This window comes from Halostella sp. PRR32 (assembly GCF_034808085.1).
Taxonomy (GTDB): domain Archaea; phylum Halobacteriota; class Halobacteria; order Halobacteriales; family Natronoarchaeaceae; genus Halostella; species Halostella pelagica.
Genome location: NZ_JAXHGL010000007.1, coordinates 83,641 through 107,803, shown reverse-complemented (window position 1 = coordinate 107,803; position 24,163 = coordinate 83,641). Strand labels below are relative to the sequence as shown.

Here is a 24,163-nt window from a genome sequence, read left to right as displayed (position 1 = left end):
CCCCCTCTAATGTGAACTTATGACCCTTCACGAGCATACTGATGAGGAGACCGCAGAGCACAACCTCCCGTCTAAATCAAGTGGCAGTACGCGTCGGCTTGCGCTCGTCGCGGTCGTCAATTTCTTTGGATTCGTCATCGAACTGGCTGGTGGACTCCTGTTCGGGTCGGTCGCGCTTATCAGCGACGCACTCCACATGCTGTTCGATATGCTGGCGTACGCGATGGCGTTCGGCGCGAGCTACACCGCCGAACGGTTCGAGGGTGGCGAGGCGTGGTCGTACGGTCTCCACCGACTGGAGCCGGTTGCGGCCTTCCTGAACGGCGTCTTGCTCCTTCCAATGGTCGGATACATCGTCTGGGAGTCCTACCAGCGGTTCCTTGAGCCAGTGGCGATCAATCCCGAGTTGACGCTGATCATCGCTACGGGTGGCCTGCTGGTAAACATCGGCTCCGTGTACGTGTTGCAGGGTGGTGAGATGAGTCTCAACGAGCGCGGGGCGTTCTACCACCTGCTCGGTGACGCCGGTGGCTCTGTTGCGGTAATCGTCTCGACCGCCGCCGTCGCAGTGTTCGATCTCCCCATCGCAGACCCTGTGGCGGCCGTACTCATTGGGCTGCTGGTGCTCGCGTCGGCCGGGAACGTCCTCCGGGAAAGCACCTCGATCCTGTTGGAACGGAGCCCGGTGTCGTCCGAAGAACTCCGGGATGAATTGACGACACTCGATGGCGTCGACCAGATTGAGGATCTCCACGTCTGGCAAGTCTGTAGTCAACTCACCGTCGCAACCGTCCGACTGACAGATACGTCGACCACACTCGAGGAGCAACGGAGAATCCAGTCACGGGTTCACGACTATCTCACGAATCGAGGAATCGACCACGCAACCGTGGAGCTCGTCGGGCGTACCGATCCCGATACTGACCCTGTCGGTACGACGAATCACTCCCACTAACGATGTCCCACACAGCACCCGATCAAATGTTCGAGGTGTTGGACGAGACGAACGAGAACCTCATTGCGATTCGCGTCGGGAAGGGCACGCGAACAGGCTATCAAGAGCTGTACTCACTCCTCGTCGAAAAGAGCGATAAGCACGGGTACATCCACGTGTACGAGGAAGTTCCGAACTGGACGTTCAGGGCGTTTCTCACACACCTCCACGGGGTGGTTCCCGATCTCCGGTACGGCCCTGAGTTCGATATCGACCGGTACGCCGCAGTCGGCGATACACGATGGGCAAAACTCCTGTTCGACTGGTGGTATGCAATCCGACCGATCTGGCCAGTCGCCCCCAACGAAATGCGATATTTCGACATCAAGAAACGCGAGCGAGCTCTCGACTGGCTTCGAGAGGAAATTTAGTTACGAATACGATCAACTCCGCCGACGACAATGAGGAGTGTAGAGACAAGCGTCAGTCCAAGTTGTGGTTCCCGGAACCAGAATGGCGTTGACGGAACGACTGCCCGAAGCCCGACCAGCAGTAGTGAGAGAACCGGCACGCCGGCGTCAGGGCTGTCGACGCTGCTTCCGTTAGTCGTGTACTTCGGGGCTCCGACAGACTCACCGTAGGGCAGTCGGTCGGCTTCGTATGGGATACGCTCTGTTCGAACGCTCCAGACGACAGTCCCGGATTCGTCGACCTCTACGAGTCGCCGGTTGAGCGTGTCGGTGATAAGCGTGTTTCCGTTCGGGAGGCGATCCGCATCCCGGGGCCAATCGAGCTCGACACCCGCTGCCCGATCAAGAGCCCACGCTGGCTCCCATTTACCGCCCTCCGTTCGATGCAGTTCCACGACTCGGTCGTTCTCGCTGTCGGCAACGAGGACGGCACCATCCCCGAGCCACTGGGGGTTGTGCTGGTGGTTGAGCACGTCGGGGTCACCGCATCGAATATCGCCATCATTGTCATAGTCGTTCAACTGGCCGGATTTCCGGCAATTGGCATCGTTCGAATCGGTCGTATCCTCATTGATAACCTCAACGACGCCCTCGCCGCGCTCGATAACGAGTAGCTGGTTGGCATTCCGTACTGAGACGAGATAGCGCCCAGAGCCGATGACGTCCACGTCGTTGATGTGCAGCCAGTCGGTCGTCGTCGGATCTTGTGGGGCGTCGTAGAACGAACTCGCATTCCACTGCCACGTGACTTCGCCGTTCTTGACAGTAAAGATACGCTCGTACTCCATATCGGTGACCAAGTATTCTCCCGATTCGAGTCGTTCGACATCGTGGACTTCGCTGTTCTTGTTCGTTCGCACCGGGAAGCTATACTCCGAAACCACCTGCAGGTCTTTCCCGGGGTCAATGACTCGGAATCCCGTTCGGGTACAGGGAGACTCGTACGGTCCGCACGAAGCGTACCCGCTGTCCATGAACCCGGCTAACACTGTTCCGTTCTCCGTTTGTGTGACGTCAAAATAGCTATCAGCACTCGATTCACGCCAGGTAGTGTTCGTCCCGTTGAGAAGATAGACGCTGCCGTATTCGTGCCAGCCTGGGCCACCCCCCTGAGACCCGACCAAGGTTCGGGACGTCTGGTCTGTCTCCGAAGCCGTCCCAATCGCAGGGGCGAGCATTGCACTGCTAACAAGCGTGAGAACGAACAGAACAACGCCGAAAAGGATTAGGTAGCTACCCCGACGGAGATCAGGAACGGCAACATTCGGAACGGGGTTCATTTCTGGATATACAGCGAGTACATGATGACCGCGAGGCCAAGGGCGACGAACAGGCTGTTGATGAGCACGCCGAGGGCCAATCCGACAGAAAAGAACTGGTTGGCCACGCCAGTTAGAATTGCCCCGAGTGTGATGATACCGAACCCGACACCAAGGACACGTAGCGAATCCGCACCCGTACGTCGATAGGCTTTAAATGCAATATAGGTAATCCCGCCACCGAGAAGCAGGATTACGAACTTGACGACTGCAATCGCCGTGATGACGCCGTTCATACTTCGTCCCCCATCATCGACCAGATATCTGCAAGCCGTTCGTCTGTAGATTTCGGCGGCCGATCGACGCTCACCGAAAACGTACCTGTGTCGTCCATAGAGATCGTGACGTCCTCGAACGACCGCTCGTAGTAGGTAACCCGTCCACCTCCGGGGTTGATCGTCTCCTGTTCTCGAACGAGGGAAGCGGAACTGAGGAGTTCTAATTTTCGATACAGCGTCGACTTGGGGATGTCACATGCGTCGAGGAGTTCGTTCGCAGTCATTGGTTCGATAGTTTCCTGGAGAATAGCCCGACACGCGGGATCATCCAGCGCATCAAGGACATCCTGTACCTCCGGAGTGTCCTCGGACGACACTGAATCATCTCCCATTATTCGATAATACGTGGTCCTCGGGATATGGTGTCCGATTGCTGGAGAGGCATCCCATTGGTCCCACGAACTCAGTCGGGATCGTGGTTCCAGAGTCATGACGGTCGATCCATCGAAAGAGGGGAGACATGGTGACACAATTATGAATCGTGCTGAATTTCGAGTCGTTGTTCGCCTGCGTCTGTGATCTCGTAGAGACCCCTCCCCAGTGGAACAATACAGCCCTCACTATGGAGGTGAGCACACGTTTGGTCAATGGTGATCGGGTGTCCATCGACGGCGTTAGTGATCTCCATCACATGGCACGGTGACTCATCAACGAGCAGCTCCAATATCTCGACCTCGGTCTGTATTGAGAACTCGCTCATGGTAAATATCGTATCATGACCCACTCAGTAGCTGGATTTCGCCCGGCAGGGGCTATCCGGTCAGTCATACTGCGCGTACACCTCGAGAAGCTCTTGGTATCGATTTCGGATCGTGACTCGACTGACGTGGGCGACCTCACTCACCGTCTCCTGTGTGAGCTGTTCGTTCGTGAGGTGGGTCGCAGCATACAGAGCGGCAGCCGCCAACCCGGCTGGACTCTTTCCACTGTGGACGGCATTATCTGTAGCTACCTCAAGCAGTTCTCGAGAGCGCCGTTCTGCTTCGTCGCTCACGTCGAGCGATGACGCGAATTGTGGAATATATTGCATGGGATCCTCCGGCTCGATCTCCAGCCCAAGTTCTCGGGACAGATATCGGTACGCTCGCTGGATCCGGATTTTCTCGACACGGCTGACATCGGCGAACTCCGTCAGCGGCCGTGGCATTCCGTGCTGTCGAGCAGCCGCATACAACGACGCCGTCGACATACCCTCGATCGAGCGACCGGGGAGCAGGTTCTGCTCCACAGCACGCCGGTACAGGACGCCTGCAGTTTCCCGAACCGATTCAGGAAGTCCCAGAGCGGACGCCATGCGGCTGATCTCCCCGAGCGCTTGCTTGAGATTCCGCTCGTGAGCATCCTTCGTACGGAACCGCTCGTCCCACGTCCGGAGGCGCTGTAATTGAGCACGTTTGCGACCAGAGACAGCCTGTCCGTAGGCATCCTTGTCCTGCCAGCCGATAGTCGTACTCAGACCCTTATCGTGCATCAGCTGCGTCGTCGGAGCCCCGACCCGACTCTTTTCATCGCGTTCCTCTGAAGTGAACGCACGCCACTCAGGACCGTGGTCGATTGGATTATCTTCAAAAACCAACCCACAGCTTTCGCAGGTCGCCTCACCGCTGTCGCTAGTCCGTGTAATATGACCCTGACACTCGGGACAGATGTTGTCGTTGGCAGACTTCACCTCGCGGTCGCGTTCATCTATTGACCGTTCCTGGGTATGTTCTTGAGCCATCATACTATTGGCATATAGGGGTTTTCCCTACAAACCGTGTGTCTTCTTAACAGTATCATGAGACGGCTCCTCAATGAATAGCAGGCGGTGTCCCACTCGCTGGGAATCCGGCTTAACACTTTGTCTCCAAGACATCAACTCGTCACACCGCAAGTCAACGTCCCTACCCAATATTATGTCTCAAGCCCGACTCCGCAGGCACGATATACGAACCGCGATTTCAAGGATTCCGGTCGAGTACAGGCATATCGCCAGTTTGACGCTACTAGTGACGTATATTGTGATGCTTCTTGGAGCCTACACCAGTGCAATCGGTGCTGGACTTTCCTGTCCCGATTGGCCGACCTGCTACGGGACGTGGGTCCCCTTCCTTCAACCCGAGATCATTGCTAACTCGCCATACTCTGCACTCCAAATCTTCGCTGAGTGGGCTCACCGTGGACTGGCGATGACGGCCGGGGTTCTGATCGTCGGCACGACCCTTGGAGCGTGGGTGACACACCGTAATACCCCGATTGTCAAATGGTCGGCCACGGCCGCTCTCGTCCTCCTTCCGTTACAGGTTATCCTCGGAGGATTGACCGTCACGGAAGATCTCCAACCGACCATCGTGACGACGCATCTGGGCGTGGCAATTCTCATTCTCCTCTGTCTCCTGACGACCTGCCTCGTCGCATATCTCCGCCGCTGATGACCCCTTGCGTATAACACAATGCCACAGATACCGACGATTCAGCTCACTATGAGAGCAGAACACGGAGCCTATGAAATCTACACTTGGAGTAGTGATCACGAATGACTGCCCATACCTGCCCGATCTGTACAGATCAATTCGAAACAGCTGGAGCAGCGCGTGACCACACATGGAACGTTCACAGCGCCTGCCATTATTGTGGCGAACAACTCGGTGACGAGACTGACGAGCAGCTCTACAGACACTGGCTCGTCGCGCACCCCGACGACCTCTCAGGTGTGGATTACAAACGGGCTGAGACAGCCGTTGATTCACTCACGTTCTCAGAGCGGCTCTCCGAGGGAGGTGTTGGAGCTGCTGTCGGAGGACTAACCCGCCGACAGCTTCTCCTCGGCGGTGGTGGTGCCGCCACTGCCGGTCTCGTGATCGGCGCCACCGCTCTCTCTAACAATACGAGCACTGAGCCGGATGACGGCGCGACTGCTGGAGGTGATACGGGTGCCGTTACCACTGCCCCGATTCCCGACTCGCCTGGAGACTTCCGCTATGCGACGATGGGGTCTGCTGATGCCGATGTCATGGTCACATACTTCGGGAGCTGGAAGTGTCCGTACTGCGCCCAGTTCAGTACGGAGATGCTTTCACAACTCGTGACGGACTACGTGGAACCAGGAACAATTGCGCTCGAGTTCCGCAATCTGGCATATATCGGTGGCGACCCATTTTTGGGCCCCGATGCACCGGCAGCCGGTCAGGCCGGATTAGCCGTCTGGAACACCGACCCAGCCTCATACTGGGCGTTTCACGAATACGTGTTCGGGAATCAACCACCCGAGAGCGACCAGTGGGCGACCGCCGAGAGATTGGTCGAGTTTGCTCAGGCCGCAGGCGTCTCCGAGACAGCGTCGGTCCGCACGGCCATCCAAGAAAATCAGTATGACGACGCGCTGCGGGCGACTGACAGGGCTGCGAGCGATGTCGGTGTCGATGCCACACCCACGCTCCTCATCGATGGCATGACGGTCAATCCACTCGGAAACGAAGAGCGAGTAAGACAGCTGATCGAAGATGCAGCTGGATCAAACTGAGTCATGGATGTCCGACGGACGATTCTGGCTTGCAGGCGGGGCAGGCGTCGCGGCGATTGCAACCCTGGGAAGCCTCTGGTTCAGTCTCGGCCTCGGTCTCGTTCCGTGTACCCTCTGCTGGTACCAACGTATCCTCATGTATCCGCTTGTCGTCGTTCTCGGCGTTGCCGCCCTCGAGAGCCACAACACAATCTGGCGAACAGTCGTGCCACTATCCGTGGTGGGAGCTTCAATCGCGGGATATCACTCCGTACTCCAAGCAACGACGGCCTCATGCACCTTTGCTGGCCCCTGTGCAGTTGTCCAGTGGCAGGCTCCGGTGCTCGGACTTACAATTCCGAATCTCTCACTCATCGCGTTCGTGCTCGTGATAATTACAGTCCTCGCTGGATCCAACCTCGTCGAACCTGAACGTCAGCTATGAACAAAATCACTACCGCGGGATGTCTTGGAATGAATAGCGCCGGAATCGACCTATCGAAGCCAGCTTGTAGGGTGGAGCCCTACGCTCACATCTGATTAATGTCGTCGATATCTCGTTTCCGGTCTGTCGCCTCGGCGATTGGTCTCACGTATGGATCATACGTCGCGGGGGCTATCGTAATCCTTGCCGTCGCGACGGTAGTCGGGTTGTTCGGAGTCGACCTCGCGTCGCGCCCAGCCCTCAGACTGGTTGTGAGCACGTTCTTCCTCCAAGGAGTGACGTTTGGGGGCATCGCCATCCTTTATCTCAAAGGCCGTGATCTCGGATTGGGATTCGTTCCAGTTCGTTCACCTGACAAGCGTGATGGAGCAGTGATTGTTGGCGGGAGTATAGCGATCCTGGGGTTGCTCTTTGTGGCGTCCTCAGTAATCACAGCCCTCGGTCTGAACTCGGCTCAGAATCAGATCGTCGAGGTCGGGCGACAAAATCCGAGTGTATTCCTTCTTCTGATCCCCCTTCAATTCCTGTTAGTCGGCCCGGGAGAAGAGCTGTTGTTCCGGGGCCTCGTACAGGGCACCCTCCGTGAAAGTCTCCATCCGGCTCGTGCAATCATCCTCGCAAGCGCTCTGTTCGCATCGATCCATCTCTTCTCGTTGTCAGGGGAAGGCAAACTGGTGTACATCGGTATCGCATTCGTCCTGGCCTTAGTACTGGGAGCAGCGTACGAGTATACGGACAACCTCACAGTGCCGGCTGTGATTCACGGGACGTATAACGCGGTGCAGTTTGCAGGGGCCTATCTGACGGCGACGGGCGGACTCTAAAAATCTGACCACTTTGTCGTCTCAATTTCAGACTCCTAACGGCGAACAAGTATAAATAAAAAGCCGCCATCTCCATTCGCCTTTTGCCGAACATATCCACGCACTGTCCCGTGAATTGGGACACCGCAGTCGCCCTATGTTTAGGCCAACCAAAATGCCGAGTGTATCATGACCACACGTTTCGGCGCACCCGGAACCGGACTGTCCCGGCGTGAGTTTCTCGCGGCAACTGGCGCGACGGGTATCGCTTCGTTAGCAGGCTGTTCGGCGGGCGGAGCTAACGAGCCAGCAGCAACGAGCGATACGGCCACGCAGACACAAACTGACTCGCCTAATCTCCCCTACACCAGCCCTCCAACAGTCGTCAACGTCGACGAGCAGGGTGGTGGAGTGACGATGCGGACTCAACAGGCCCGCCACGCCGTCCACCCGCTCGATACAATGGGTGGGCCCGTCGAATTCCCACGCGTCTGGGCGTTCCAGGCCGACGACAACGACCCCAGCGTCCCAGGCCCAATTCTCAGAACGACCGAGGGTAACGCGATGGAGGTGACACTCGACAACACCGATGGCCGACGTCCCCACACGATTCACTTCCACGGAATTCGCAAGACGTGGGAGAACGACGGCGTCCCGACGACGACCGGGATTCAGGTCCCGCCAGGGGAGACACACACCTACGAGATTCCCGCTAACGTCCCTGGAACGCATTTCTACCATTGCCACTTCCAGACCCACCGGCATATCGACATGGGCATGTACGGGATCTACCGAGTTGATCCCGAAGGCTACGAACCGGCGGACCGCGAATACTTCATGACGATCAAGGACTGGGATTCGCGGGTTCCGCGGAAGTGGGCCGGTGAGGCGGACTTCACATACAATTCGGCCAGTCGCAATCCGGACGTGTTCACCGTCAACGGGAAGAGCGCACCCCGAACGCTGCACCCCGAAGAAGGCTCACCGATCATCGTCGACGAGGGCGACTCAGTTCGCATCCACCTCGTCAACGGTGGATACATGTCGCACCCGATGCATATCCATAACCACCGCTTCCAGCGTGTCGAAAAGGACGGCGGGACGATTCCAGAGGCTGCCCGCCACGACATGGACGTCACGAACGTCGCCCCCGCTGAACGACACACGATCGAATTTACTGCCGATGCAGACCCCGGCATCTACCTGATGCACTGCCACAAGGTCAACCACGTGATGAACGGCACGTTCTATCCCGGCGGGATGCTCACCGGCGTGGTCTATCGGTCCGTCATGGATACTGACATTTTCAACCAACTTATGGAGTACGCTGGCTACTCCACGTAGAGACCCTCTACACCACGACCAGGACAGGATCTAACTGAACGATAGGGGTTACCCAACCCAGGTGGACTCCTGTTGGTTCGACATCACCCCGCTAAAACAGCCGTCGCTAGGACTGCGAACCGGTCATCGAAATAATCTGAATCAACACAGCTGGGGGCTAGCATGGACCGCAACACAGCGGATTCCGGCTACTGGGTCGGCCTATTATGCACTGGCGCGGAACTCGCCATGTTTCATTCCCAGGAAGAACGCGATGACCGAGAAGATAATCATCGAGGGCAGAACCATCATAAAGACCGTCGAGGAGGTCATCACGGTCGTGAGCGCAATCGCCGCGACGGCGACAATTACGACAAGGGGGGCCACCGAGCGCACAAAGTCGAATTCCATATGTACAGTTGTGACCGGATAGACAAAACCGTTAACAAAGTAGATTTGCTGGAAGCCGGTATTGACACGGTGCGAGCGGAAGCCCACCCTTTCACAGTCATTGCCGGAGTCGATTATCTAACATGTTCGACGCCCACTCACGCCGATTCTGAAAGCCGTGCACCCGGTGCACGGAGTTCCTCGATTCCATCGCTGAGTTTGCCAGCACTAATCGCAGCCAAATCAGCAACTACTGTTCAGCCATAGGACGACGTCAAGACAGAGTAGGAGGTAAAAGAGAGGACTACTCATATTGGGAGATGATCTCCAAGATATCGACAAACGTCGCCAATACCGGATAATCAACCTCCAGACCCTCATAGAGATATGAACAGAGGTCAGTGTAGGCATCCACGTCTGCCGACCGATCGATTCGATGAGCGTGGATTTCCTCCTGCCGTTGCTGGATCCAACTCTTACATTCATCATTCAACGTATGAAGCGTCTCGTATCGGTCGGTTAGTTCAATATCTGAGTTCCCCTGTAATTTCGTAGAATCAAGTTCTGCTATCGCCTCTCGAATCTCTTGAACTGTAGATTGCACGTCTTTGAGGGTAGTGAATTCATCCTGGAGGCTCTCCAGAAAGACTCGGCGGTTGTCAATACACTGCTGTGCGGCCTCGAGGAGCCGTTGTTTGATGAGCGGTGAGAACGTAGTCGCTTCTGAGATCAGGAGCAACACATCGGCCCCGAATTCGGCACTGAGGCTCGCCTCGAACGAATCACCGTACACGTCGCCGTAGTGGTCGACCGCCATCACAGTATCATGATACCACGGCTCGATGGTATTACGGACCGACTTCTCTTCGGATGTAAGGTTCTGATCCACTCCAACAACGGACCGTTCGAACCGAGGAGTCTGTGTGTCGACGGTCTGGATACGCTGGCGAAACCGTTGGAAGGCTTGACATTCGCGCTCAACCTCACGTCGTTCTCGTAGAACACTATCGAGGGCAGCATCCGTGTATGTCGGCCACGGGCCTTGTGCGAGTGTCATCGACAGCGTATGTCTCCATACTGTCGGTCCGAAGCACAGTCAATGTCGGCCATATGGTGTACAAGCGATTCCGGAGCGCACAGCTCGCAGTATACGCGGCCGCCTACCCGGAGAACGAGCTGTACGAGACGCTGCCTTGATCAACGATGGTCTGGCTTTCGGGGACGTCTCCGTCCGGCGGCATACTCCCCTCCGCGGGACCGCCGGGTTCGCCAACGACGATCCGACCGACCATCCCCAGAGTCTTGTGCGGGATACAGAAGTAATCGTACGTCCCCGTGGTCTCGAACGTGTGCTCGAACGTTGCGCCCTGTTCACTCAGCGTTTCGCTATTGAACGTTTCTGCGCTTTCGGGAATCCGGGTAACTGATGCTGAGCTCGTTCCCTCTTTGTAGGCGGTTGCCGAGTGACTGCCGCTCTGGATTTCGAATGTCACAGTTTCCCCGGATTCGATGAACAGACCAATGGGATCGAAATAATACTCGCTCCCGTCAGTGACCATCATAACAGTATTCGAGTCTCCAGACCCACCAGCTGTCTCCTGCGTTTCAGTCGTGGTCGGCTCACCGCCACCGTCTCCGTTCCCCGAACTACTGCATCCAGCGAGACCAGTTACGCCACCTGTTGCGAGAATTCCGGCTGTCTTGAGAACCTGTCGACGCTCCATACCACATTATCAAAGACCCCAACATAAGGGGAAACGGCGGATTCCCACTGAATAGGACACCGACCAGACCTGAAGTACTGAAGCTCCAAGTTGAAGCTGCTCCGTTGGTGTAGCTCGGCCAACCATCTCGGCATCTCACGTCGAGGACCGAGGTTCAAATCCTCGACGGAGCATCCCCGATCTGATCCACTGCCCTACCCATAACCCTCACAGATGGCTACCGCACAACAAGGGACTGAGGAACACATTTTGACCCGCTATGCCTCCGTAGAGATCGGTACAATCACCAGTCCGTGTCTGATTGTTCTTGCCACCGCAACGGTTGTATACAACTGGCCACCGGCTGTACTCGGCTGGTTTGTATCCGGCCTACTCGGACTTCTCATCGCAGTAGTATCCGGCCGGACGTCAGCAATCAGGCCCAGTCTCATCAAATGGCCCCGGGCTGAGTCAAGAGGCGATTTAGCGGTGAATGCGATTGCATACAACGGCGTCTTGATTATTGGCACCGTACTTGGACAGATCGTGTGGACAGCATCGAATAGTCTCCTACTCGCTGCAGGGGTTGGAGCCGTTCTTCCGGTCTGGTTCTTCAAGCATATACAGTTCCTCGTATTTCTGGACGGCGAGTGAATTCACCGTGCCGATCGTACTTTCGGAGGGGGATATTTCCACAGCCAGCAGGATCTAACGACAGTCAAGCCCAGGATATCAGAGGTAAATCAGTCAGGTAGAAGTGCCTCTCTGTCCAAGACAGAATAATGTCACCGGAAGAGCGTCACCCACGTGGAGATCCCTCCCGTGGACAGACCACTCGAATCGGGTCTGTTCGGCCACTCTCTGTACTTCTTGCCGCAATTGTTACGCTCACTCAGGTTCCCGTCGCGTCCGCCCACGGTACAACCGGAAGCGGTGGACTCTCGCAAGGACACGGTGTACTTCTTGCTTTCGTTGGTGCCGTTATTCTCGGCGGCTTCATCCTTCTCAAACGGACCGATCGCATCACCTCAACAACCGCCCTTTACGGCGTATTTGTCGGGATCTCCATCACGGCACTCGGAGCAATTCTCTTCGAAGGGCTCTCCCCAGATCCGACATATACTGCGAGTTCGATGCCGTTCCCCCGGTCGTGGTATCAGCCGTTGGCCCTACTGAGTGGCTTGGGCATCATGGTCGCGAGCTTCATCGTTGGGTGGCTCCGCTGGCCATCCCGCCCACGATACACGTTCCTCGGCATCCTCATGGGATTGTGGATCTCGTACCCCTACCTCATTCCTGGACTGGCAAGTGATACACACCCACTTGGGTACGCAATCGTCCTCGGAACACCAATTCTAGTCGGCTACGTTGTCTGGAAGGACGCAGGGAGTGTCATTCGCGCAGTCATGCGTGATCCGGTTGCGCGTCGCTTCGGCATCGGCGTCGGTGTCGTGTTAGCACTCTTTTTCGTCTCTATAACAGGATACCTCTCGTTTTTCCCCGAGGAGGGCTTCCCCGAAGAGGTGACGGTCGTCGTTCTACCCGCAATCTATCAGCTAGTATCGTGGCCGACGCTCGAAATCGCGATTCCGCATCTCCCGTTCATACATATCCCGTTCTTCCTAGCCCTGTCACCCGGCCAGGTCATCGTCGTCGGGATGCTAAGCGCACTCATCGGGTTAAACGCCGCTCTCATCGCCCGTCACTGGCGCGTCGAGGAACGAGCCGGCATGACCGAAGGGACCGCCGGAAGCGCTGCAATCGTCGGGACGTGTACCTGTGGATGCTGTGGGCCACTCGTCGCGAAGATCGCGGTACTTGCTGCCGGGCCATCGATTGCCGCCCCTCTCTACTGGGTGTTCGTCGATTCGGCCTCGCCGCTCAGTGCAGTATTCATCGTTGGAAGCTTCGTCCTCTTCACGGGGAGCCTAATCTACTCGGTCCAAGCAGCCCGACAGCCCGATCAATCGGCTGCCATCATCCCGGCGGACTGAGGTAAGGTATCTACTGTGATCTCACGGTACCTAGGGGGACAAATGCCTCAATATATGAGGGGAAAACGTCGTCAGTACGTGTTTTTGGAACTGGCAGCGGTACTGATCGTTGTCGGCACCTTCGCAACCGGCTTCCTCCCGTCGACGCCGTTCTACCAAGTCCTCTCCGGAGGCATCATCGTTGCGGGCTTTGCGGTCGGGTACGCGGGGCTCGGTGCCTTTGAATTGCTCGAATGAAGCGATAGGAATCGTCTTCACCCGGTTACAGCAGGTATCTGCCGCTTCGCTGGGTTGGTGCCGCTACTCGTGAAGCAGGTCTCGAAACGAATTCGCTGCGAGGAGACCGCCGGTCGCCACGACCGCACCCATCGCGAACACCGGATTCAGCAACCCCGTCGCTGCGAGTGGCATCGTGACCCCATTATAGAGCAGCGCTAGCCCGTTGTTCTGTTTGACACGCCGACGAGCTGCATCTGCGAGATCGAACGTCGTCTCCACCGCCGCGAGGTCATCATCGACGATAGAAATATCCGCGGCATCGGACGCGAGTGCCGTTCCACCACCGAGCGAGATTCCCAGGTCTGCGGTCGCAAGAGCCGGTGCATCGTTCGTTCCATCACCAACCATTGTAACCTGTCCCCGGGACTGTAACCGCCGGATCGTCGCGGTCTTGCCTGCCGGCGGGACCCCCGCAAACACGTGATCGACGGCAGGATGACTGTCGAGAAAGTCAGTAGCAGCCTCGTCATCACCGGTCAGAACAACGATCTCGATATCACGGTCATTCAGCTGCGTGAGTGTGTCATCCCAACCTGCCCGTGGTTCGTCCCCCACGACGACGACGCCCTCTGCATGACCGTCACGACCGACGACGACCGGAAGGTGACCGGCCGTTCGTGCCTCTGCGGCACGCGTCTCGATCTGCTCGCTCACCGACCACCCAAGTTCCGCGAAGAGATCGAGATTCCCGACGAGAACGCGCGTGTCCTCGACGACTCCTTCGACGCCGGTCGCGTGGCTCGTGAATTCGGTGATGTCCGCTGCGTACTCGTGGTCACTGCCATCGGCAACCCCCCCATCGGCTCTTGAGCGATCGCCCTCCTGATTCCTTTGTGCAAACGTATTCACGATTGCGTCGGCCGCTGGGTGGGATGCTCGCTGTTCGAGGGCCGCGACGGTTTCAAGGAGATCCGACGGTGCATCCACCTCGAGGACATCCATCTGGCCGGTCGTGAGAGTCCCTGTTTTGTCGAAGACGACGACGTCGACGTTCCGAAGGCGCTCGAAGACTGTCTCGTCGAAGATGACGATGCCCCGCTCTACCGCTTGTTCGATACTGGTTGCCACCGAGAGCGGGGTTGCCAGGCCAAGTGCCCACGGACATCCCACTAAGAGAACTACCAGCGCCGTCAGGACGGCGACGGGAATACCAGTCCCCACCAGAAGCGACCCCAATCCAGCGAGTACCGCCCCACCGACGACGACCGGGATGATGACTGACGCGAGCTTATCGGCCTGCCGCTGGACACCGTGATCCCCACTCTGGAGATTCCAGACAGAGGTGACGAGGCGATCGATACTACTGGTTGTCCCATCGCTCACCGTGAGGACAGCAGCCCCATTTGTGACGACCGCCCCGCCGACGACCTCGTCCCCAGCTTGTTTCGATACCGGGAGCGACTCGCCCGTCACGATCGCTTCATCGACCGTGCACTCACTCTCAGCGAGAACACCATCGACTGGGATGCGTTCGCCCTCACGGACGAGAACCCGTTCCCCGGGTTCCAGACTGTGTACGTCGACCATCGTCGTCCCATCGGCGCCATACCGCCTGGCTTCGGTGACGTGGGAGATAGTGAGATTCGTCAGGCGATCCATCGCTCGCTGCTTGCTCAGTGATTCGTAGAAGATGGCGGCCACCACACTCGCGGCAACCACGATCGTGAGGTCGTAGAAAACGTCGAGTCGACCGAGGAGAAAGGCAATCGTGCTGTACACGTAGGCGCTCACCACGGTGATCGCGACGAGAAAGTCCGTATTCGGCTGTCGCATCTTCAGACTGACATACGCACCCTGTAACAGCGGCAGGCCGGTAAACACGAGGACGACACCCGTCAGAACGAGAAAGAGCGGGAGGATCAACAGGCCATCTCCACCGCCGATCCCGGACGTACTCGCGTACATATCGAGCGTCCCCTCACCAAAGAACGACGAGAGCTGCGCCGGATAGAGGAGGACCGCATATGGGAGGAGCATGAACGTCCCGAAAATGACGCCAGCAGCGTAACGGAATCCCAGCACCTCGTCAATCCCTCGTTCATTCGGCTCGTCCGACCGGCGCGACTGTCCGATTATAGTCGGTGTGTCATCGCTCCCTCCAGCACGGAGGGTTGCCGAATAGCCGAGTGTACTCAGGGTATCACAGAGAGTTTCCTTCGAGACGCGATCAGGGTCGTATGTGATACGAACCGTCTCGGTGACGTAGCTTGCTGCCACGTCTACAACACCCTCGCAGTCCTCGGCGACTGATTCAAGAAATGCTTCACACGTCGCACAGTGCATCCCGTCGACCTGAAAGAAAGCTCGTTCCTCAGACCCTAATCGAGGGGTATCCGCATCGCGTTCGCCCGCCCCAGCACCGGACTCGCGCATGGGGTCGTCTGTCGGGTCCATCCGACTGTGGACTCCATCGCCACCGAGTACTCGATGGACGTTTCGACATCCATCACAGCAGAAGACGGTGTCGTTCTCACCCACGACTCTATCGTCAGGGACAGCCCTACCACAAAGCGCGCACGTGGAAGATGAGGATTGAGATGAAGACACAATTGATTACCACCGGCTGACAGCTGACCGAGCACAGCCATGGAACCTCAACGGCGACCTCGGCCGAAGCGCCATTACCGGTGATACAGAGGCATGGGTATTAAGCGCTGTTTGGAGACGAGTGTACTGGTAGATATCCTCGATCCGAAGCTCTGCTTCTGAGTACCAGAGAGAACATATGCCATCCCTCAAAAATAGGGAGCAGACGGATGCACGATCTAACCGGGTTCCAGCGGGACGTCTTGTACGTTATCGCCGGGCTCGAGGAACCACACGGGCTCGCAGTAAAGGCCGAACTCGACGACTACTACGAACAAGAGATCAATCATGGGCGGCTCTATCCAAACCTCGACGACCTCGTCGGCAAAGGCCTCCTGGAGAAAGGTGAACTCGACAAACGGACGAACGTGTACACGGTCACACAACGCGGAGTGCGGGAGATCGAGGCGCGACGTGAGTGGGAAAGCCAGTATTTAGAGGACGTGAACGCACCCACTACGTCGTAGAACCAGGCGAGTAGAACTCAATATCAAAGCGGGACTGCTTTACCCACTTCCCACGAATACGCATTGAGATGGCTCGGCTCGTCTTCTATCATCACCCACAGGCCGAGAATTTCTCACTCAAATATAGCTCGGCATCGGTAGCAGAGATCCGGTCTCAGCAAGAGCAATCCGACGAGTCGACAAAGCTCATCGGGTACCCCTTCGAAGCTCCGGTCTATGTGCTCTATGAAGGCGATTCAGAGATCGAATCAGCGCAAGATATCGACTTTGATCAGGAATGGCTGAGCGATCGTATTCGTGACCTCCCCCGTGCTGGGCAGGTTGTCGCATTCCGATTAGTAGAGTTGCTCGAAGCCGCGGTCGATGTTCGAGATGAGGATGAGTTCCGGCTCTACAAGGAGTTCGAACCGCAAAAGATCCAGCAGGCACTCGATCACGTCTCCTGGGGAGCACCACTTCCGACCGTCGCTGGAGAGGTGATGTCGAATTTGATTCTCCGACATTCCCTCCCGAATGCGAATCATCGAACTGGCATCGCGATGCTGCAGTTCTGTATTGAGAGTGTGGACCCGGATTTTGAGATGCCACGAACACACGTCGACGACGATACCTGGCGAGAGTGGGTCGATCCCTACATCGTCGATTCCAAGCGGCTCATTACTGTCCGCCGAAACAACCTCCGTTTCAAGCAACTCGAAGAGCTGGACGTCGACCTCGTCGAACGGAAAGATGGGATCCAAATCCGATTAGCCGAGTTCGAGCTGGATATGCACTGGCGAGAAGCCCTCACAGAGTATGCTGGGCAGCACGAATCTCACTGTACGGACTTCGCGCAGGCAGTTCTCGAACGAGCAGGACGGGACGATCTACTTGACCGTCAAGGACCAACGAAACAAGAGTTCATCACGTATCTGGAGAACGGACTGGTCGAACGAGACTTCAGAGAAATGTTTTGATCAGTCGCGAAGCTCGGCGACCGACTGACCAACCTCACGGACGTGTTCACTTCGCTCGAGGTCGAGTTCCTCGGCGAGGTAGTCAACCGTCTCTTCGAGGCTCATATTGGAAAGAAGTCCGTCTAACGGTATAAACCTAGTGCTGGCGCAACAATATAGCCCATCAGAGAAAGCGTCTGTGTATACCAAACTACGTACCCCTCGGGAAAACTGTGGAATCGGTGACCGCATAGCGATACCCACCGAAATTACGCAGTGTCGCCATTTGCTGTCCATCAACCGAACTCAATTGAAAGAAGCTCCGAAGCGATCGGGAGCGGTTCAGTCTGCAGGTTGTGCGTCAGTCGCTGGTGTCCCGCTTGGAAGCTCGGGGATGGACAGGTCCACGCGGCGGAGCAGCTGAGCGTTGATGGCGACGATGACCGTACTCAACGACATCAGGAGCGCACCCACAGCGGGGGAGAGCAGAATCCCGATCGGTGCCAAGACGCCTGCTGCGAGCGGAATCGCGAACACGTTGTAGCCGGCCGCCCAGACGATGTTCTCTTGCATCTTCCGGTAGCTCGCCTTACTGAGTTTCACGAGCCGAACGACGTCCATCGGGTTGTTCTGAACGAGGATGACGTCGGCCGACTGGACGGCGACGTCGGTGCCGCTCCCGATCGCGATGCCGACATCGGCCCGCGTCAGTGCCGGCGCGTCGTTCACACCGTCGCCGACCATCCCCACGAGCTTCCCCTGGTCCTGGAGTTCCTGGACTTTCTTGTCCTTGTCTTCGGGGAGGACCTCCGCGAACACCGTGTCGATGCCCAGTTCGTCGGCGACAGCTTTGGCGACATCCTGGGAGTCCCCAGTCAACATCGCCACCTCGATGCCCAGATCGTGGAGGGTATCGACGACACGGAAACTCTCCTCACGGATTACGTCAGCCATCGCGAACGCGGCAATCAGCTCGCCTTCACGAACAAGGTATACCACCGTCTGAGCGTTCTGTCCCGCCTCGTCAGCGAAGCGGCGGAGATGGTCGGGTATCTCGCTATCGAGTTGGGTTAACAGGTTTGGCCCGCCGACGTACACCTCATTTCCGTCGACGTTCGCACGGACGCCTCGGCCTTTGATCGCCTCGAAGTCGGTCGCGTCAGGTGCGGTGAGGTCCTGCTCGTCGGCGGCCTCGCGTATGGCTCGCGCGATCATGTGTTCGGAGTCGCTTTCGACGGCTGCTGCCAGCGCGAGAGCGTCGTCTTCTTCCACGCCCTCGACGGTCGCCATGTCGACGACGCCGTGTTCGCCTTCGGTGAGCGTCCCCGTCTTGTCGAAGATGATGGCGTCCAGGTTCCGCGCCTCCTCCATCGCGATACGGTCCCGGACCAGCATCCCGTTGCGAGCCGCCAATGACGTGTTGATTGCGACCACTAGGGGGATGGCGAGCCCGAGTGCGTGCGGGCAGGCGATGACGAGCACTGTGACGACGCGCTCGATGACCGTTGCGTCGAATGAGACCGCGAGCGTCCACGCGATTGCTGTCACGACTGCCGCCGCGAGGGCGACGTAGAACAGCCAGCCTGCCGCTCTGTCGGCCAGTACCTGTGTCTTGGATTTGCTCTGCTGGGCTTCCTCGACGAGGCGCATGATTCCCGCGAGCGTCGTCTCCTCGCCCGTCGCACCGACGCGCACGCGGAGGCTGCCGTCGCCGTTGATCGTCCCACCGATGACCTCGTCGCCGGGGTCTTTCGAGACCGGTTTCGATTCGCCCGTGATCATGGACTCGTTGACGTCGGAGTCTCCCTCTTCGACGACGCCGTCAGCAGGGACACTCGCACCCGGCCGGATGAGTACGAGGTCGCCCTCGGAGAGTTCACTCACCGGGACCTCCTCAGTGTCGCCGCCGTCGGTAATCCGCTCGGCGGTGTCCGGCATCAGCTTCGCCAGTTCGTCGACCGCACTCGAGGCCCGTCGCACCGACCGCATCTCGATCCAGTGCCCCAGCAGCATAATGTCGATCAGGGTGACGAGTTCCCAGAAGAACGCCGACTGCGTCGGGAAGACCACGCTCGCGAGGCTGTAGACGAACGCGACGGTGATCGCCATCGAGATGAGCGTCATCATCCCCGGCGACCGATCTTTCAGCTCCGGTACCGCCATCTGGAGGAACGGCATCCCACCGTACGCGAAGACGATGACCGCGAAGACGGGGTTGATCCATTCGCTACCTGGGAACGTTGGGACAGAGAACCCGAGCCACTCTTGCAGCATTTCGCTGTACAAGAGGACTGGAATCGACAGGAGTGTCGAGACGAAGAAGCGCCGACGGAACATCTGCTCGTGCCCTTCGTGCATTCCACCGTGGTCGCCGTGGTCGTGTCCCTCATCTCCGTGATCCACTTGGTGCTCGGTACGTTCATGTAGTTCCTGTTCGGCCTCATCTGCGTCCTCGGCTTCCTCCTCAAGCAGTGACTGCTCGGTCCGAGAGACCTCCTCATCCGAGCCGGCATCACTTTCAGGATTATGGTCGTGGTGGTTACCGCCAGCAGGTGGTTGATCCGACGACTTCTCAGAGTCCTTTGAGTGATCGTGGTCGTCCATAGATTGGCTTCTTAGGTACTAGTTTAACCTGCAGGGAGTTGGGTGTGTGGGCAATTCGGATCTCATTGGGTAGACTACCTCTTTATGCTATGTCAATATACAAAACCGACAGCACTCCATCACTTATTTCCCTGGGAGGGCCATTCACGTTCGTCAGATTCTACGAGACGGAGCAGGGTTCGTCGCCGCTTATCTGTATCTGCAAGTGCTGCAGTAAACTCCTCGTCAGAGACAGTCGGAAGGTCTTTTTCTCGGAGTGTATCAAGGTTTGGTGACGGTGGGGAACGATCAGCAGGCTCGATGTATGCTTCTCGGAGCGTTTCTAGATAGCTCTCGACACTCGATCGGGCGTTTTTGAGAATTGTGTCGCTTGGATGAGACCGCTTGGAAAGCCCAAACTGGAGCATTGACAATGCCTCGTCGAGGATGGCAACACTCACAATCGGTGATTGGCCGGTTTGTCTGCTGTGGAAGTAATGGAGTATCGGGTACGCCTTGTGATTCGACGTAAGTGTGTTCAGTTGGGAAGTAAAAGTATTAAGAGGTAATTCGAGTCCCTCAAACTCCTCGCCGTTCCAGCTCGTAAGTAGAATCTCGGTACTGTGTTCACCAAGTCCGCTTACGCCATTGGCGAAAGATCGTTTCTGCGTGACTGCACTCAGAACATTGAGAATATACGTAACACTGAGTGTGATAAAAAGCATCCCGCTCGCCGTCGCGAGAGTCGTCATAATCTGCCAGACACCCTCCTGTGGGGCGAAATCCCCGTTTCCTAATGTGAAGATTGTGTATCCAGAGAAATAGATCCAATCTGACCAGGAAACAGGGGTTCGGTTCACGGTATCGATAATTGAGCTCTCACCACTCGCAAAGATGAACGCCCATCCACCCCAGAGCAGTGTAATCCACGTCGCTAGGCCAAGAGTGAGGATTATCGGTCCCGAGAGAGTGAGAACTCGTGAATTTCGCTCCCCAACCCGTCGTAACACTTGCCATGTCCTTGCCATCAACAGGGAGGTCAGCGGGCCGGCGCCTCCCTCAACCCAGAGTGTCGTCCAGAGGAGATCAACGATAACACTGGCAAGCAGGATTATACCGACTATGAGAAGTATTGGTTCCATCCCTATCCACCCATTGGGTAGAATCGGGGGATGTCTTGCTTCTGGAATGGTCTTATCTGAGAGACTATCCCTGAATCACCTTGGTCTGTGATTAGTTGGTTGTTCATCAATGGTAGTCTCCTCATTGGGAGAACAGTGCTTCCACAGTCTCTGTCATAGGTGTATCACTCATCGTATCTGGGCCTCAACGGAATTAGTTACGTTATCTCATACATTTCCCAGCGGGAAAGTTCCCTAAGAACCGGTAATACGATTCTTAGTCTAGTTACTCTTCATCACCCTTCCAGGTGACAGTCCGGCCCCACGTCGTCGCCTTGCCCCAAAGGCCAGAGCGCATACATTCCAATTCAACAATCTGGGAGTTATCGACGAACAGGTTAATCTCTGGGCCGAAGTTCTTGATGTACCACTCAAACATCTCCGGACCGGGCGCCTCGAAGACGAGGTTTTCGATGCCGAGCCCGTTGGCGATCTGGTAGGCCACGTCAGTCCGCCACTCGTTAACCTCCTCGGTGATGCCTTCCGCTTCAACCATTAGGAGGTCAGCGCCCGCTTCGAGGTGGCGCTTGCCCTCCTCGATGGCCTGCTCGGGGTCCTGCTGGCCCTGTTCCTCGAGGACATCCGGGTCCGTCGCGCCGCCAGCGCCGAACTGGACGTTGATCTCGGGCTTCGGGTCGATCTCGTAGTCCTCCGCGACGATCTCCGTCATCCGCACCATATCGTCGGTCCCGATAGCCAGGAAACCACTAGAGAGCTCGACGATGTCGAAGCCGAGCCGTTCGGCCTCCTCGAAGTACCGCTCGACCTTGTCGTTGTCCCGGATCAGGACGTTCTCGACGTAACCGCCCGTGGACACCTTGACGTCGAACTCGTGGCAAACGTCGATCAGCTCCGTCACCGCCTCCTCGGGCATCAGCGCGAACGATCCACCGCTGAACTTGTAGATGTCGACGTACTGCCCCATCGTCTCTAAGAGGTCGCGCAGCTCGCGCGGGCCCATTGGGTCATAATATGGCCCACGGATCTCCGTGATTCCCTTCTCTCTGGGCTTCTCCTCGCGCTCGTTGTGGTGTAGGAACTCGAACGTACGGTCTACCATAATTCGATTGTGGCTTCGGTCTCTGAGTCCTTAGTGAGTGGGGCAGCAACCAGTTCGATCTATGCTTGAGGGGCGGGATCTGCCGTAGACCAAGGAAAACTAATCATGCTATATTAGTGAGTAATGCCACGCACCCTATGCCAGCAGGGTGACGAGATTGGAGACGGTTGTCGACTCTAAGTCTTTAATTGTTGCAATGATCTTGTCTCGGCGATCCTCGTCGAGTCGAGTGCCGGCCGTATCGTGGAATTTCGTTTCGACCTGATCCCAGCTCATCGACTTCGTTGGATGGCCTTGGAAGGCGTCCTTCTCGACCACGTGAGTAGTGCCATCCTCAAGTTCGACGGTTACGCGAGCGGGCATCTCCCCGGATTCAAACCGCTCGGTAAATGCCTCGTCCTCCTCGACGGTGACGTGCCGGAGAAGGTACTGGACATCATCTCGAGTAATACGTTCTGGCTCGTACTGGGCGTTCCCCATCTCCCGGTCGAGGAGTGCTGCTGCCAGCATATACGGGAGTGAGTGATCGGCCTGGGCCTTCGTCTCGACGGTGTGGCGATCACCCTCGCCGCCACCGATTATGAGCTTCGCGCCGGCGAACGTTTCTAAATCAATGAGTTCCACGTCACTCCCATCGAGATTCTCTTGCTCCGCCAGTTCGATAACGCCTTCAACGGCAGACTGGGCGTACGTTTCAGCGACGTATCGCTTCGTCATGACGTCGTGAACGCGCGTGCAGCCTGGATCGAGGTCGACCTCGAACTCACCGCTGATAGTCTGCTTCCAGCCCTTCTGCCCTTCAAAGAGGTTCTTGGGCCCCTCCATCCCGTCACTGGCCAATAGGGCCGCGTAGACGGCGTTCCGGGCGGCATTGGACGAGGCGATGCCCTTCCACTCGTTGATGCCGCCGGTGCGGGTTACGCGGAGGGCGTTATGGGCGGTTCCGGCGATGCCGATGGCGTCTCTGGTAGTCTCGACGTCGAGATCAAGTACCTTCGCGACGCCGCAGGTCGCCGAGATGACCGTGTGGGTCACGTGGTCCCAACCTTTGTCACGGACTGGGGCATTCCAGGCGAGTTCGCCTTGGACCTCGTACGCGACACCGATTCCTTCTAGAAGTTCCTCGCCAGAGGCATCGACGGCCTCAGCAGCAGCGACGACCGCGCCGATGTTGTCGCTCGGGTGGGGCGTCTCGCCGGGCGCGAGAAAGGAGTCCATGAAGTCGAGATAGCGCGTCAGCGCAGTATTGTGCATCGCGGCTCCAACCGCCGATGCGGTCTCGTCACGTCCCCAGAGCGTACAGTCGTCGCCAGCATTAGCTCGCTGGACCGTCTGGTGGACGACCTCCACCGGATCTGCCCCAAGTGCATTAATCCCGATCCCGACCGAGTCGAGTACGCGCTTTTTCAGTTCCTCCCGTGTGTCCTCGGAGAGTCCCTCAGCGGAGACCTCTTGAACAAACTTGGCAAGCTCTTCGGTCGTCGTCATATCTCTAGGTACGGTTGCTCGCGGGAAACTTCCTTTGCCCAGGGTTCATCTATAAGGGGACTTAGGGTAGCAAACTGCGTACCACTCTCTTCGTCATTCACAGGGAAGTGAATTGGAGAGTGAGACATCGCCGACGAGAATCACCCCGCACATCTCCTCTCCCTGGAGGCCGCAGTAGTACTCGTAGATCCCTTCTTGATCAAATGCGTAGACGACGCTATCCCCGGATCGAAGGGTTTGCGTGCGGAACTGCCACTGGTCTGCGGTATCGTGAAACTGTACACTATCAACGACGTGGTCGGCTGACCCAGTGTTTCTCCAGATGACCGTCGTCCCCGGTGCTACCAACTTCCGAACTGGATCGAACGCCTCGTCCTTCATTTCAACAGTTGCTCGCCCCATACAGGAGAGACGGTCCTCAGGTTTATTGACGCCGCGGTCGTG

General features: G+C 57.2%; 26 protein-coding genes and 1 tRNA gene. 13 read left to right on the top strand and 14 right to left on the bottom strand.

Features of this window, described 5'->3' with window-relative positions; genetic code table 11:
* Positions 1-19: 19 nt before the first annotated feature.
* Both SM753_RS18290 and SM753_RS18285 read left to right on the top strand, forming a co-directional pair.
* On the top strand, positions 20-955 hold the full coding sequence (locus SM753_RS18290; RefSeq protein WP_004594560.1) for a cation diffusion facilitator family transporter: 936 nt from the start codon (positions 20-22) through the stop codon (positions 953-955).
* Between the two features lie 2 nt (positions 956-957).
* The gene (locus tag SM753_RS18285; RefSeq protein ID WP_011222432.1) at positions 958-1,365 is read left to right on the top strand and encodes an STAS/SEC14 domain-containing protein; all 408 of its coding nucleotides are present in this window, start codon (positions 958-960) and stop codon (positions 1,363-1,365) included.
* Here SM753_RS18285 and SM753_RS18280 read toward each other — a convergent pair.
* From SM753_RS18280 to SM753_RS18260, 5 genes are all read right to left on the bottom strand, one after another.
* Positions 1,362-2,684 (bottom strand): arylsulfotransferase family protein, encoded by a 1,323-nt coding sequence (locus tag SM753_RS18280; RefSeq protein ID WP_004594562.1) that lies wholly within the window; start codon positions 2,682-2,684, stop codon positions 1,362-1,364. The two genes, SM753_RS18285 and SM753_RS18280, sit on opposite strands and share 4 nt — an antisense overlap.
* A complete protein-coding gene (locus SM753_RS18275) occupies positions 2,681-2,959 on the bottom strand; it encodes a hypothetical protein (RefSeq protein WP_004594563.1) in 279 nt (92 codons plus the stop codon). The genes SM753_RS18280 and SM753_RS18275 overlap by 4 nt, the downstream gene beginning before the upstream one ends.
* Entirely contained in the window at positions 2,956-3,333 is a 378-nt protein-coding gene (locus SM753_RS18270) for a helix-turn-helix domain-containing protein (RefSeq protein WP_004594564.1), read from the bottom strand. The genes SM753_RS18275 and SM753_RS18270 overlap by 4 nt, the downstream gene beginning before the upstream one ends.
* A 140-nt stretch (positions 3,334-3,473) precedes the next feature.
* Positions 3,474-3,701 (bottom strand): hypothetical protein, encoded by a 228-nt coding sequence (locus tag SM753_RS18265; protein WP_004594565.1) that lies wholly within the window; start codon positions 3,699-3,701, stop codon positions 3,474-3,476.
* A gap of 60 nt (positions 3,702-3,761) precedes the next feature.
* A complete protein-coding gene (locus SM753_RS18260) occupies positions 3,762-4,724 on the bottom strand; it encodes a transcription initiation factor IIB family protein (protein ID WP_004594566.1) in 963 nt (320 codons plus the stop codon).
* 70 nt (positions 4,725-4,794) lie between these two features.
* On the opposite strand from SM753_RS18260, the gene SM753_RS18255 reads away from it, so the two are divergent.
* The 5 genes from SM753_RS18255 (at position 4,795) to SM753_RS18235 (ending at position 9,074) form a co-directional block, all read left to right on the top strand.
* The gene (locus tag SM753_RS18255) at positions 4,795-5,412 is read left to right on the top strand and encodes a heme A synthase (protein ID WP_011222430.1); all 618 of its coding nucleotides are present in this window, start codon (positions 4,795-4,797) and stop codon (positions 5,410-5,412) included.
* Positions 5,413-5,516: 104 nt separating this feature from the next.
* On the top strand, positions 5,517-6,503 hold the full coding sequence (locus SM753_RS18250) for a thioredoxin domain-containing protein (protein WP_004594568.1): 987 nt from the start codon (positions 5,517-5,519) through the stop codon (positions 6,501-6,503).
* Positions 6,504-6,510: 7 nt separating this feature from the next.
* The gene (locus SM753_RS18245) at positions 6,511-6,927 is read left to right on the top strand and encodes a disulfide bond formation protein B (RefSeq protein WP_049909643.1); all 417 of its coding nucleotides are present in this window, start codon (positions 6,511-6,513) and stop codon (positions 6,925-6,927) included.
* A 98-nt stretch (positions 6,928-7,025) separates the two neighbouring features.
* Positions 7,026-7,751 (top strand): CPBP family intramembrane glutamic endopeptidase, encoded by a 726-nt coding sequence (locus SM753_RS18240; RefSeq protein WP_004594570.1) that lies wholly within the window; start codon positions 7,026-7,028, stop codon positions 7,749-7,751.
* Between the two features lie 168 nt (positions 7,752-7,919).
* Positions 7,920-9,074 (top strand): multicopper oxidase domain-containing protein, encoded by a 1,155-nt coding sequence (locus tag SM753_RS18235; RefSeq protein ID WP_004594571.1) that lies wholly within the window; start codon positions 7,920-7,922, stop codon positions 9,072-9,074.
* Positions 9,075-9,278: 204 nt separating this feature from the next.
* On the opposite strand, the gene SM753_RS18230 is transcribed toward SM753_RS18235, so the two are convergent.
* The 3 genes from SM753_RS18230 to SM753_RS18220 all read right to left on the bottom strand — a co-directional run bounded on the left by SM753_RS18230 (position 9,279) and on the right by SM753_RS18220 (position 11,005).
* Entirely contained in the window at positions 9,279-9,464 is a 186-nt protein-coding gene (locus SM753_RS18230) for a hypothetical protein (protein WP_011222429.1), read from the bottom strand.
* A 283-nt stretch (positions 9,465-9,747) separates the two neighbouring features.
* On the bottom strand, positions 9,748-10,260 hold the full coding sequence (locus tag SM753_RS18225) for a hypothetical protein (protein WP_004594573.1): 513 nt from the start codon (positions 10,258-10,260) through the stop codon (positions 9,748-9,750).
* 343 nt (positions 10,261-10,603) lie between these two features.
* Positions 10,604-11,005, bottom strand: a complete 402-nt coding sequence (locus tag SM753_RS18220; RefSeq protein WP_004594574.1) for a plastocyanin/azurin family copper-binding protein — start codon at positions 11,003-11,005, stop codon at positions 10,604-10,606.
* A gap of 260 nt (positions 11,006-11,265) precedes the next feature.
* Here SM753_RS18220 and SM753_RS18215 point away from each other — a divergent pair.
* The 4 genes from SM753_RS18215 to SM753_RS18200 all read left to right on the top strand — a co-directional run bounded on the left by SM753_RS18215 (position 11,266) and on the right by SM753_RS18200 (position 13,377).
* Positions 11,266-11,340: transfer RNA gene (locus SM753_RS18215), tRNA-Glu, on the top strand.
* A 40-nt stretch (positions 11,341-11,380) separates the two neighbouring features.
* On the top strand, positions 11,381-11,800 hold the full coding sequence (locus SM753_RS18210) for a hypothetical protein (protein ID WP_011222426.1): 420 nt from the start codon (positions 11,381-11,383) through the stop codon (positions 11,798-11,800).
* A gap of 128 nt (positions 11,801-11,928) precedes the next feature.
* Positions 11,929-13,140: a hypothetical protein gene (locus SM753_RS18205; RefSeq protein WP_011222425.1), complete on the top strand. Its 1,212-nt coding sequence runs from the start codon at positions 11,929-11,931 to the stop codon at positions 13,138-13,140.
* Between the two features lie 54 nt (positions 13,141-13,194).
* Positions 13,195-13,377: a hypothetical protein gene (locus tag SM753_RS18200; RefSeq protein WP_225935282.1), complete on the top strand. Its 183-nt coding sequence runs from the start codon at positions 13,195-13,197 to the stop codon at positions 13,375-13,377.
* A 63-nt stretch (positions 13,378-13,440) separates the two neighbouring features.
* Here the strand turns inward: SM753_RS18200 and SM753_RS18195 are convergent, their stop codons facing one another.
* Positions 13,441-15,813, bottom strand: coding sequence for a cation-translocating P-type ATPase (locus SM753_RS18195; RefSeq protein ID WP_004594578.1), 2,373 nt, complete (start codon positions 15,811-15,813; stop codon positions 13,441-13,443).
* A 362-nt stretch (positions 15,814-16,175) separates the two neighbouring features.
* On the opposite strand from SM753_RS18195, the gene SM753_RS18190 reads away from it, so the two are divergent.
* Both SM753_RS18190 and SM753_RS18185 read left to right on the top strand, forming a co-directional pair.
* A complete protein-coding gene (locus tag SM753_RS18190) occupies positions 16,176-16,472 on the top strand; it encodes a PadR family transcriptional regulator (protein ID WP_004594579.1) in 297 nt (98 codons plus the stop codon).
* 68 nt (positions 16,473-16,540) lie between these two features.
* Positions 16,541-17,428: a hypothetical protein gene (locus SM753_RS18185; protein ID WP_134671648.1), complete on the top strand. Its 888-nt coding sequence runs from the start codon at positions 16,541-16,543 to the stop codon at positions 17,426-17,428.
* Positions 17,429-17,749: 321 nt separating this feature from the next.
* On the opposite strand, the gene SM753_RS18180 is transcribed toward SM753_RS18185, so the two are convergent.
* From SM753_RS18180 to SM753_RS18160, 5 genes are all read right to left on the bottom strand, one after another.
* The gene (locus SM753_RS18180; protein WP_134671677.1) at positions 17,750-19,765 is read right to left on the bottom strand and encodes a copper-translocating P-type ATPase; all 2,016 of its coding nucleotides are present in this window, start codon (positions 19,763-19,765) and stop codon (positions 17,750-17,752) included.
* Positions 19,766-20,130: 365 nt separating this feature from the next.
* Complete coding sequence (locus SM753_RS18175; protein ID WP_134671647.1) at positions 20,131-21,132, bottom strand: potassium channel family protein; 1,002 nt, start codon at positions 21,130-21,132, stop codon at positions 20,131-20,133.
* Between the two features lie 265 nt (positions 21,133-21,397).
* Positions 21,398-22,231: a phosphosulfolactate synthase gene (locus SM753_RS18170; protein ID WP_134671646.1), complete on the bottom strand. Its 834-nt coding sequence runs from the start codon at positions 22,229-22,231 to the stop codon at positions 21,398-21,400.
* A 135-nt stretch (positions 22,232-22,366) separates the two neighbouring features.
* A complete protein-coding gene (locus SM753_RS18165) occupies positions 22,367-23,719 on the bottom strand; it encodes an MmgE/PrpD family protein (RefSeq protein WP_134671645.1) in 1,353 nt (450 codons plus the stop codon).
* 93 nt (positions 23,720-23,812) lie between these two features.
* The gene (locus SM753_RS18160) at positions 23,813-24,100 is read right to left on the bottom strand and encodes a hypothetical protein (RefSeq protein ID WP_134671644.1); all 288 of its coding nucleotides are present in this window, start codon (positions 24,098-24,100) and stop codon (positions 23,813-23,815) included.
* Between the last annotated feature and the right edge of the window lie 63 nt (positions 24,101-24,163).

Coding starts and splice junctions, on each gene's coding strand:
- SM753_RS18290 (WP_004594560.1), top strand. CDS start 20: ATGACCCTTCACGAGCATACTGATGAGGAGACCGCAGAGCACAACCTC.
- SM753_RS18285 (WP_011222432.1), top strand. CDS start 958: ATGTCCCACACAGCACCCGATCAAATGTTCGAGGTGTTGGACGAGACG.
- SM753_RS18280 (WP_004594562.1), bottom strand. CDS start 2,684: ATGAACCCCGTTCCGAATGTTGCCGTTCCTGATCTCCGTCGGGGTAGC.
- SM753_RS18275 (WP_004594563.1), bottom strand. CDS start 2,959: ATGAACGGCGTCATCACGGCGATTGCAGTCGTCAAGTTCGTAATCCTG.
- SM753_RS18270 (WP_004594564.1), bottom strand. CDS start 3,333: ATGGGAGATGATTCAGTGTCGTCCGAGGACACTCCGGAGGTACAGGAT.
- SM753_RS18265 (WP_004594565.1), bottom strand. CDS start 3,701: ATGAGCGAGTTCTCAATACAGACCGAGGTCGAGATATTGGAGCTGCTC.
- SM753_RS18260 (WP_004594566.1), bottom strand. CDS start 4,724: ATGATGGCTCAAGAACATACCCAGGAACGGTCAATAGATGAACGCGAC.
- SM753_RS18255 (WP_011222430.1), top strand. CDS start 4,795: ATGAATAGCAGGCGGTGTCCCACTCGCTGGGAATCCGGCTTAACACTT.
- SM753_RS18250 (WP_004594568.1), top strand. CDS start 5,517: ATGACTGCCCATACCTGCCCGATCTGTACAGATCAATTCGAAACAGCT.
- SM753_RS18245 (WP_049909643.1), top strand. CDS start 6,511: ATGTCCGACGGACGATTCTGGCTTGCAGGCGGGGCAGGCGTCGCGGCG.
- SM753_RS18240 (WP_004594570.1), top strand. CDS start 7,026: ATGTCGTCGATATCTCGTTTCCGGTCTGTCGCCTCGGCGATTGGTCTC.
- SM753_RS18235 (WP_004594571.1), top strand. CDS start 7,920: ATGACCACACGTTTCGGCGCACCCGGAACCGGACTGTCCCGGCGTGAG.
- SM753_RS18230 (WP_011222429.1), bottom strand. CDS start 9,464: ATGGAATTCGACTTTGTGCGCTCGGTGGCCCCCCTTGTCGTAATTGTC.
- SM753_RS18225 (WP_004594573.1), bottom strand. CDS start 10,260: ATGGCGGTCGACCACTACGGCGACGTGTACGGTGATTCGTTCGAGGCG.
- SM753_RS18220 (WP_004594574.1), bottom strand. CDS start 11,005: ATGATGGTCACTGACGGGAGCGAGTATTATTTCGATCCCATTGGTCTG.
- SM753_RS18210 (WP_011222426.1), top strand. CDS start 11,381: ATGGCTACCGCACAACAAGGGACTGAGGAACACATTTTGACCCGCTAT.
- SM753_RS18205 (WP_011222425.1), top strand. CDS start 11,929: ATGTCACCGGAAGAGCGTCACCCACGTGGAGATCCCTCCCGTGGACAG.
- SM753_RS18200 (WP_225935282.1), top strand. CDS start 13,195: ATGAGGGGAAAACGTCGTCAGTACGTGTTTTTGGAACTGGCAGCGGTA.
- SM753_RS18195 (WP_004594578.1), bottom strand. CDS start 15,813: ATGGACCCGACAGACGACCCCATGCGCGAGTCCGGTGCTGGGGCGGGC.
- SM753_RS18190 (WP_004594579.1), top strand. CDS start 16,176: ATGCACGATCTAACCGGGTTCCAGCGGGACGTCTTGTACGTTATCGCC.
- SM753_RS18185 (WP_134671648.1), top strand. CDS start 16,541: ATGGCTCGGCTCGTCTTCTATCATCACCCACAGGCCGAGAATTTCTCA.
- SM753_RS18180 (WP_134671677.1), bottom strand. CDS start 19,765: ATGCACGAAGGGCACGAGCAGATGTTCCGTCGGCGCTTCTTCGTCTCG.
- SM753_RS18175 (WP_134671647.1), bottom strand. CDS start 21,132: ATGGAACCAATACTTCTCATAGTCGGTATAATCCTGCTTGCCAGTGTT.
- SM753_RS18170 (WP_134671646.1), bottom strand. CDS start 22,231: ATGGTAGACCGTACGTTCGAGTTCCTACACCACAACGAGCGCGAGGAG.
- SM753_RS18165 (WP_134671645.1), bottom strand. CDS start 23,719: ATGACGACGACCGAAGAGCTTGCCAAGTTTGTTCAAGAGGTCTCCGCT.
- SM753_RS18160 (WP_134671644.1), bottom strand. CDS start 24,100: ATGAAGGACGAGGCGTTCGATCCAGTTCGGAAGTTGGTAGCACCGGGG.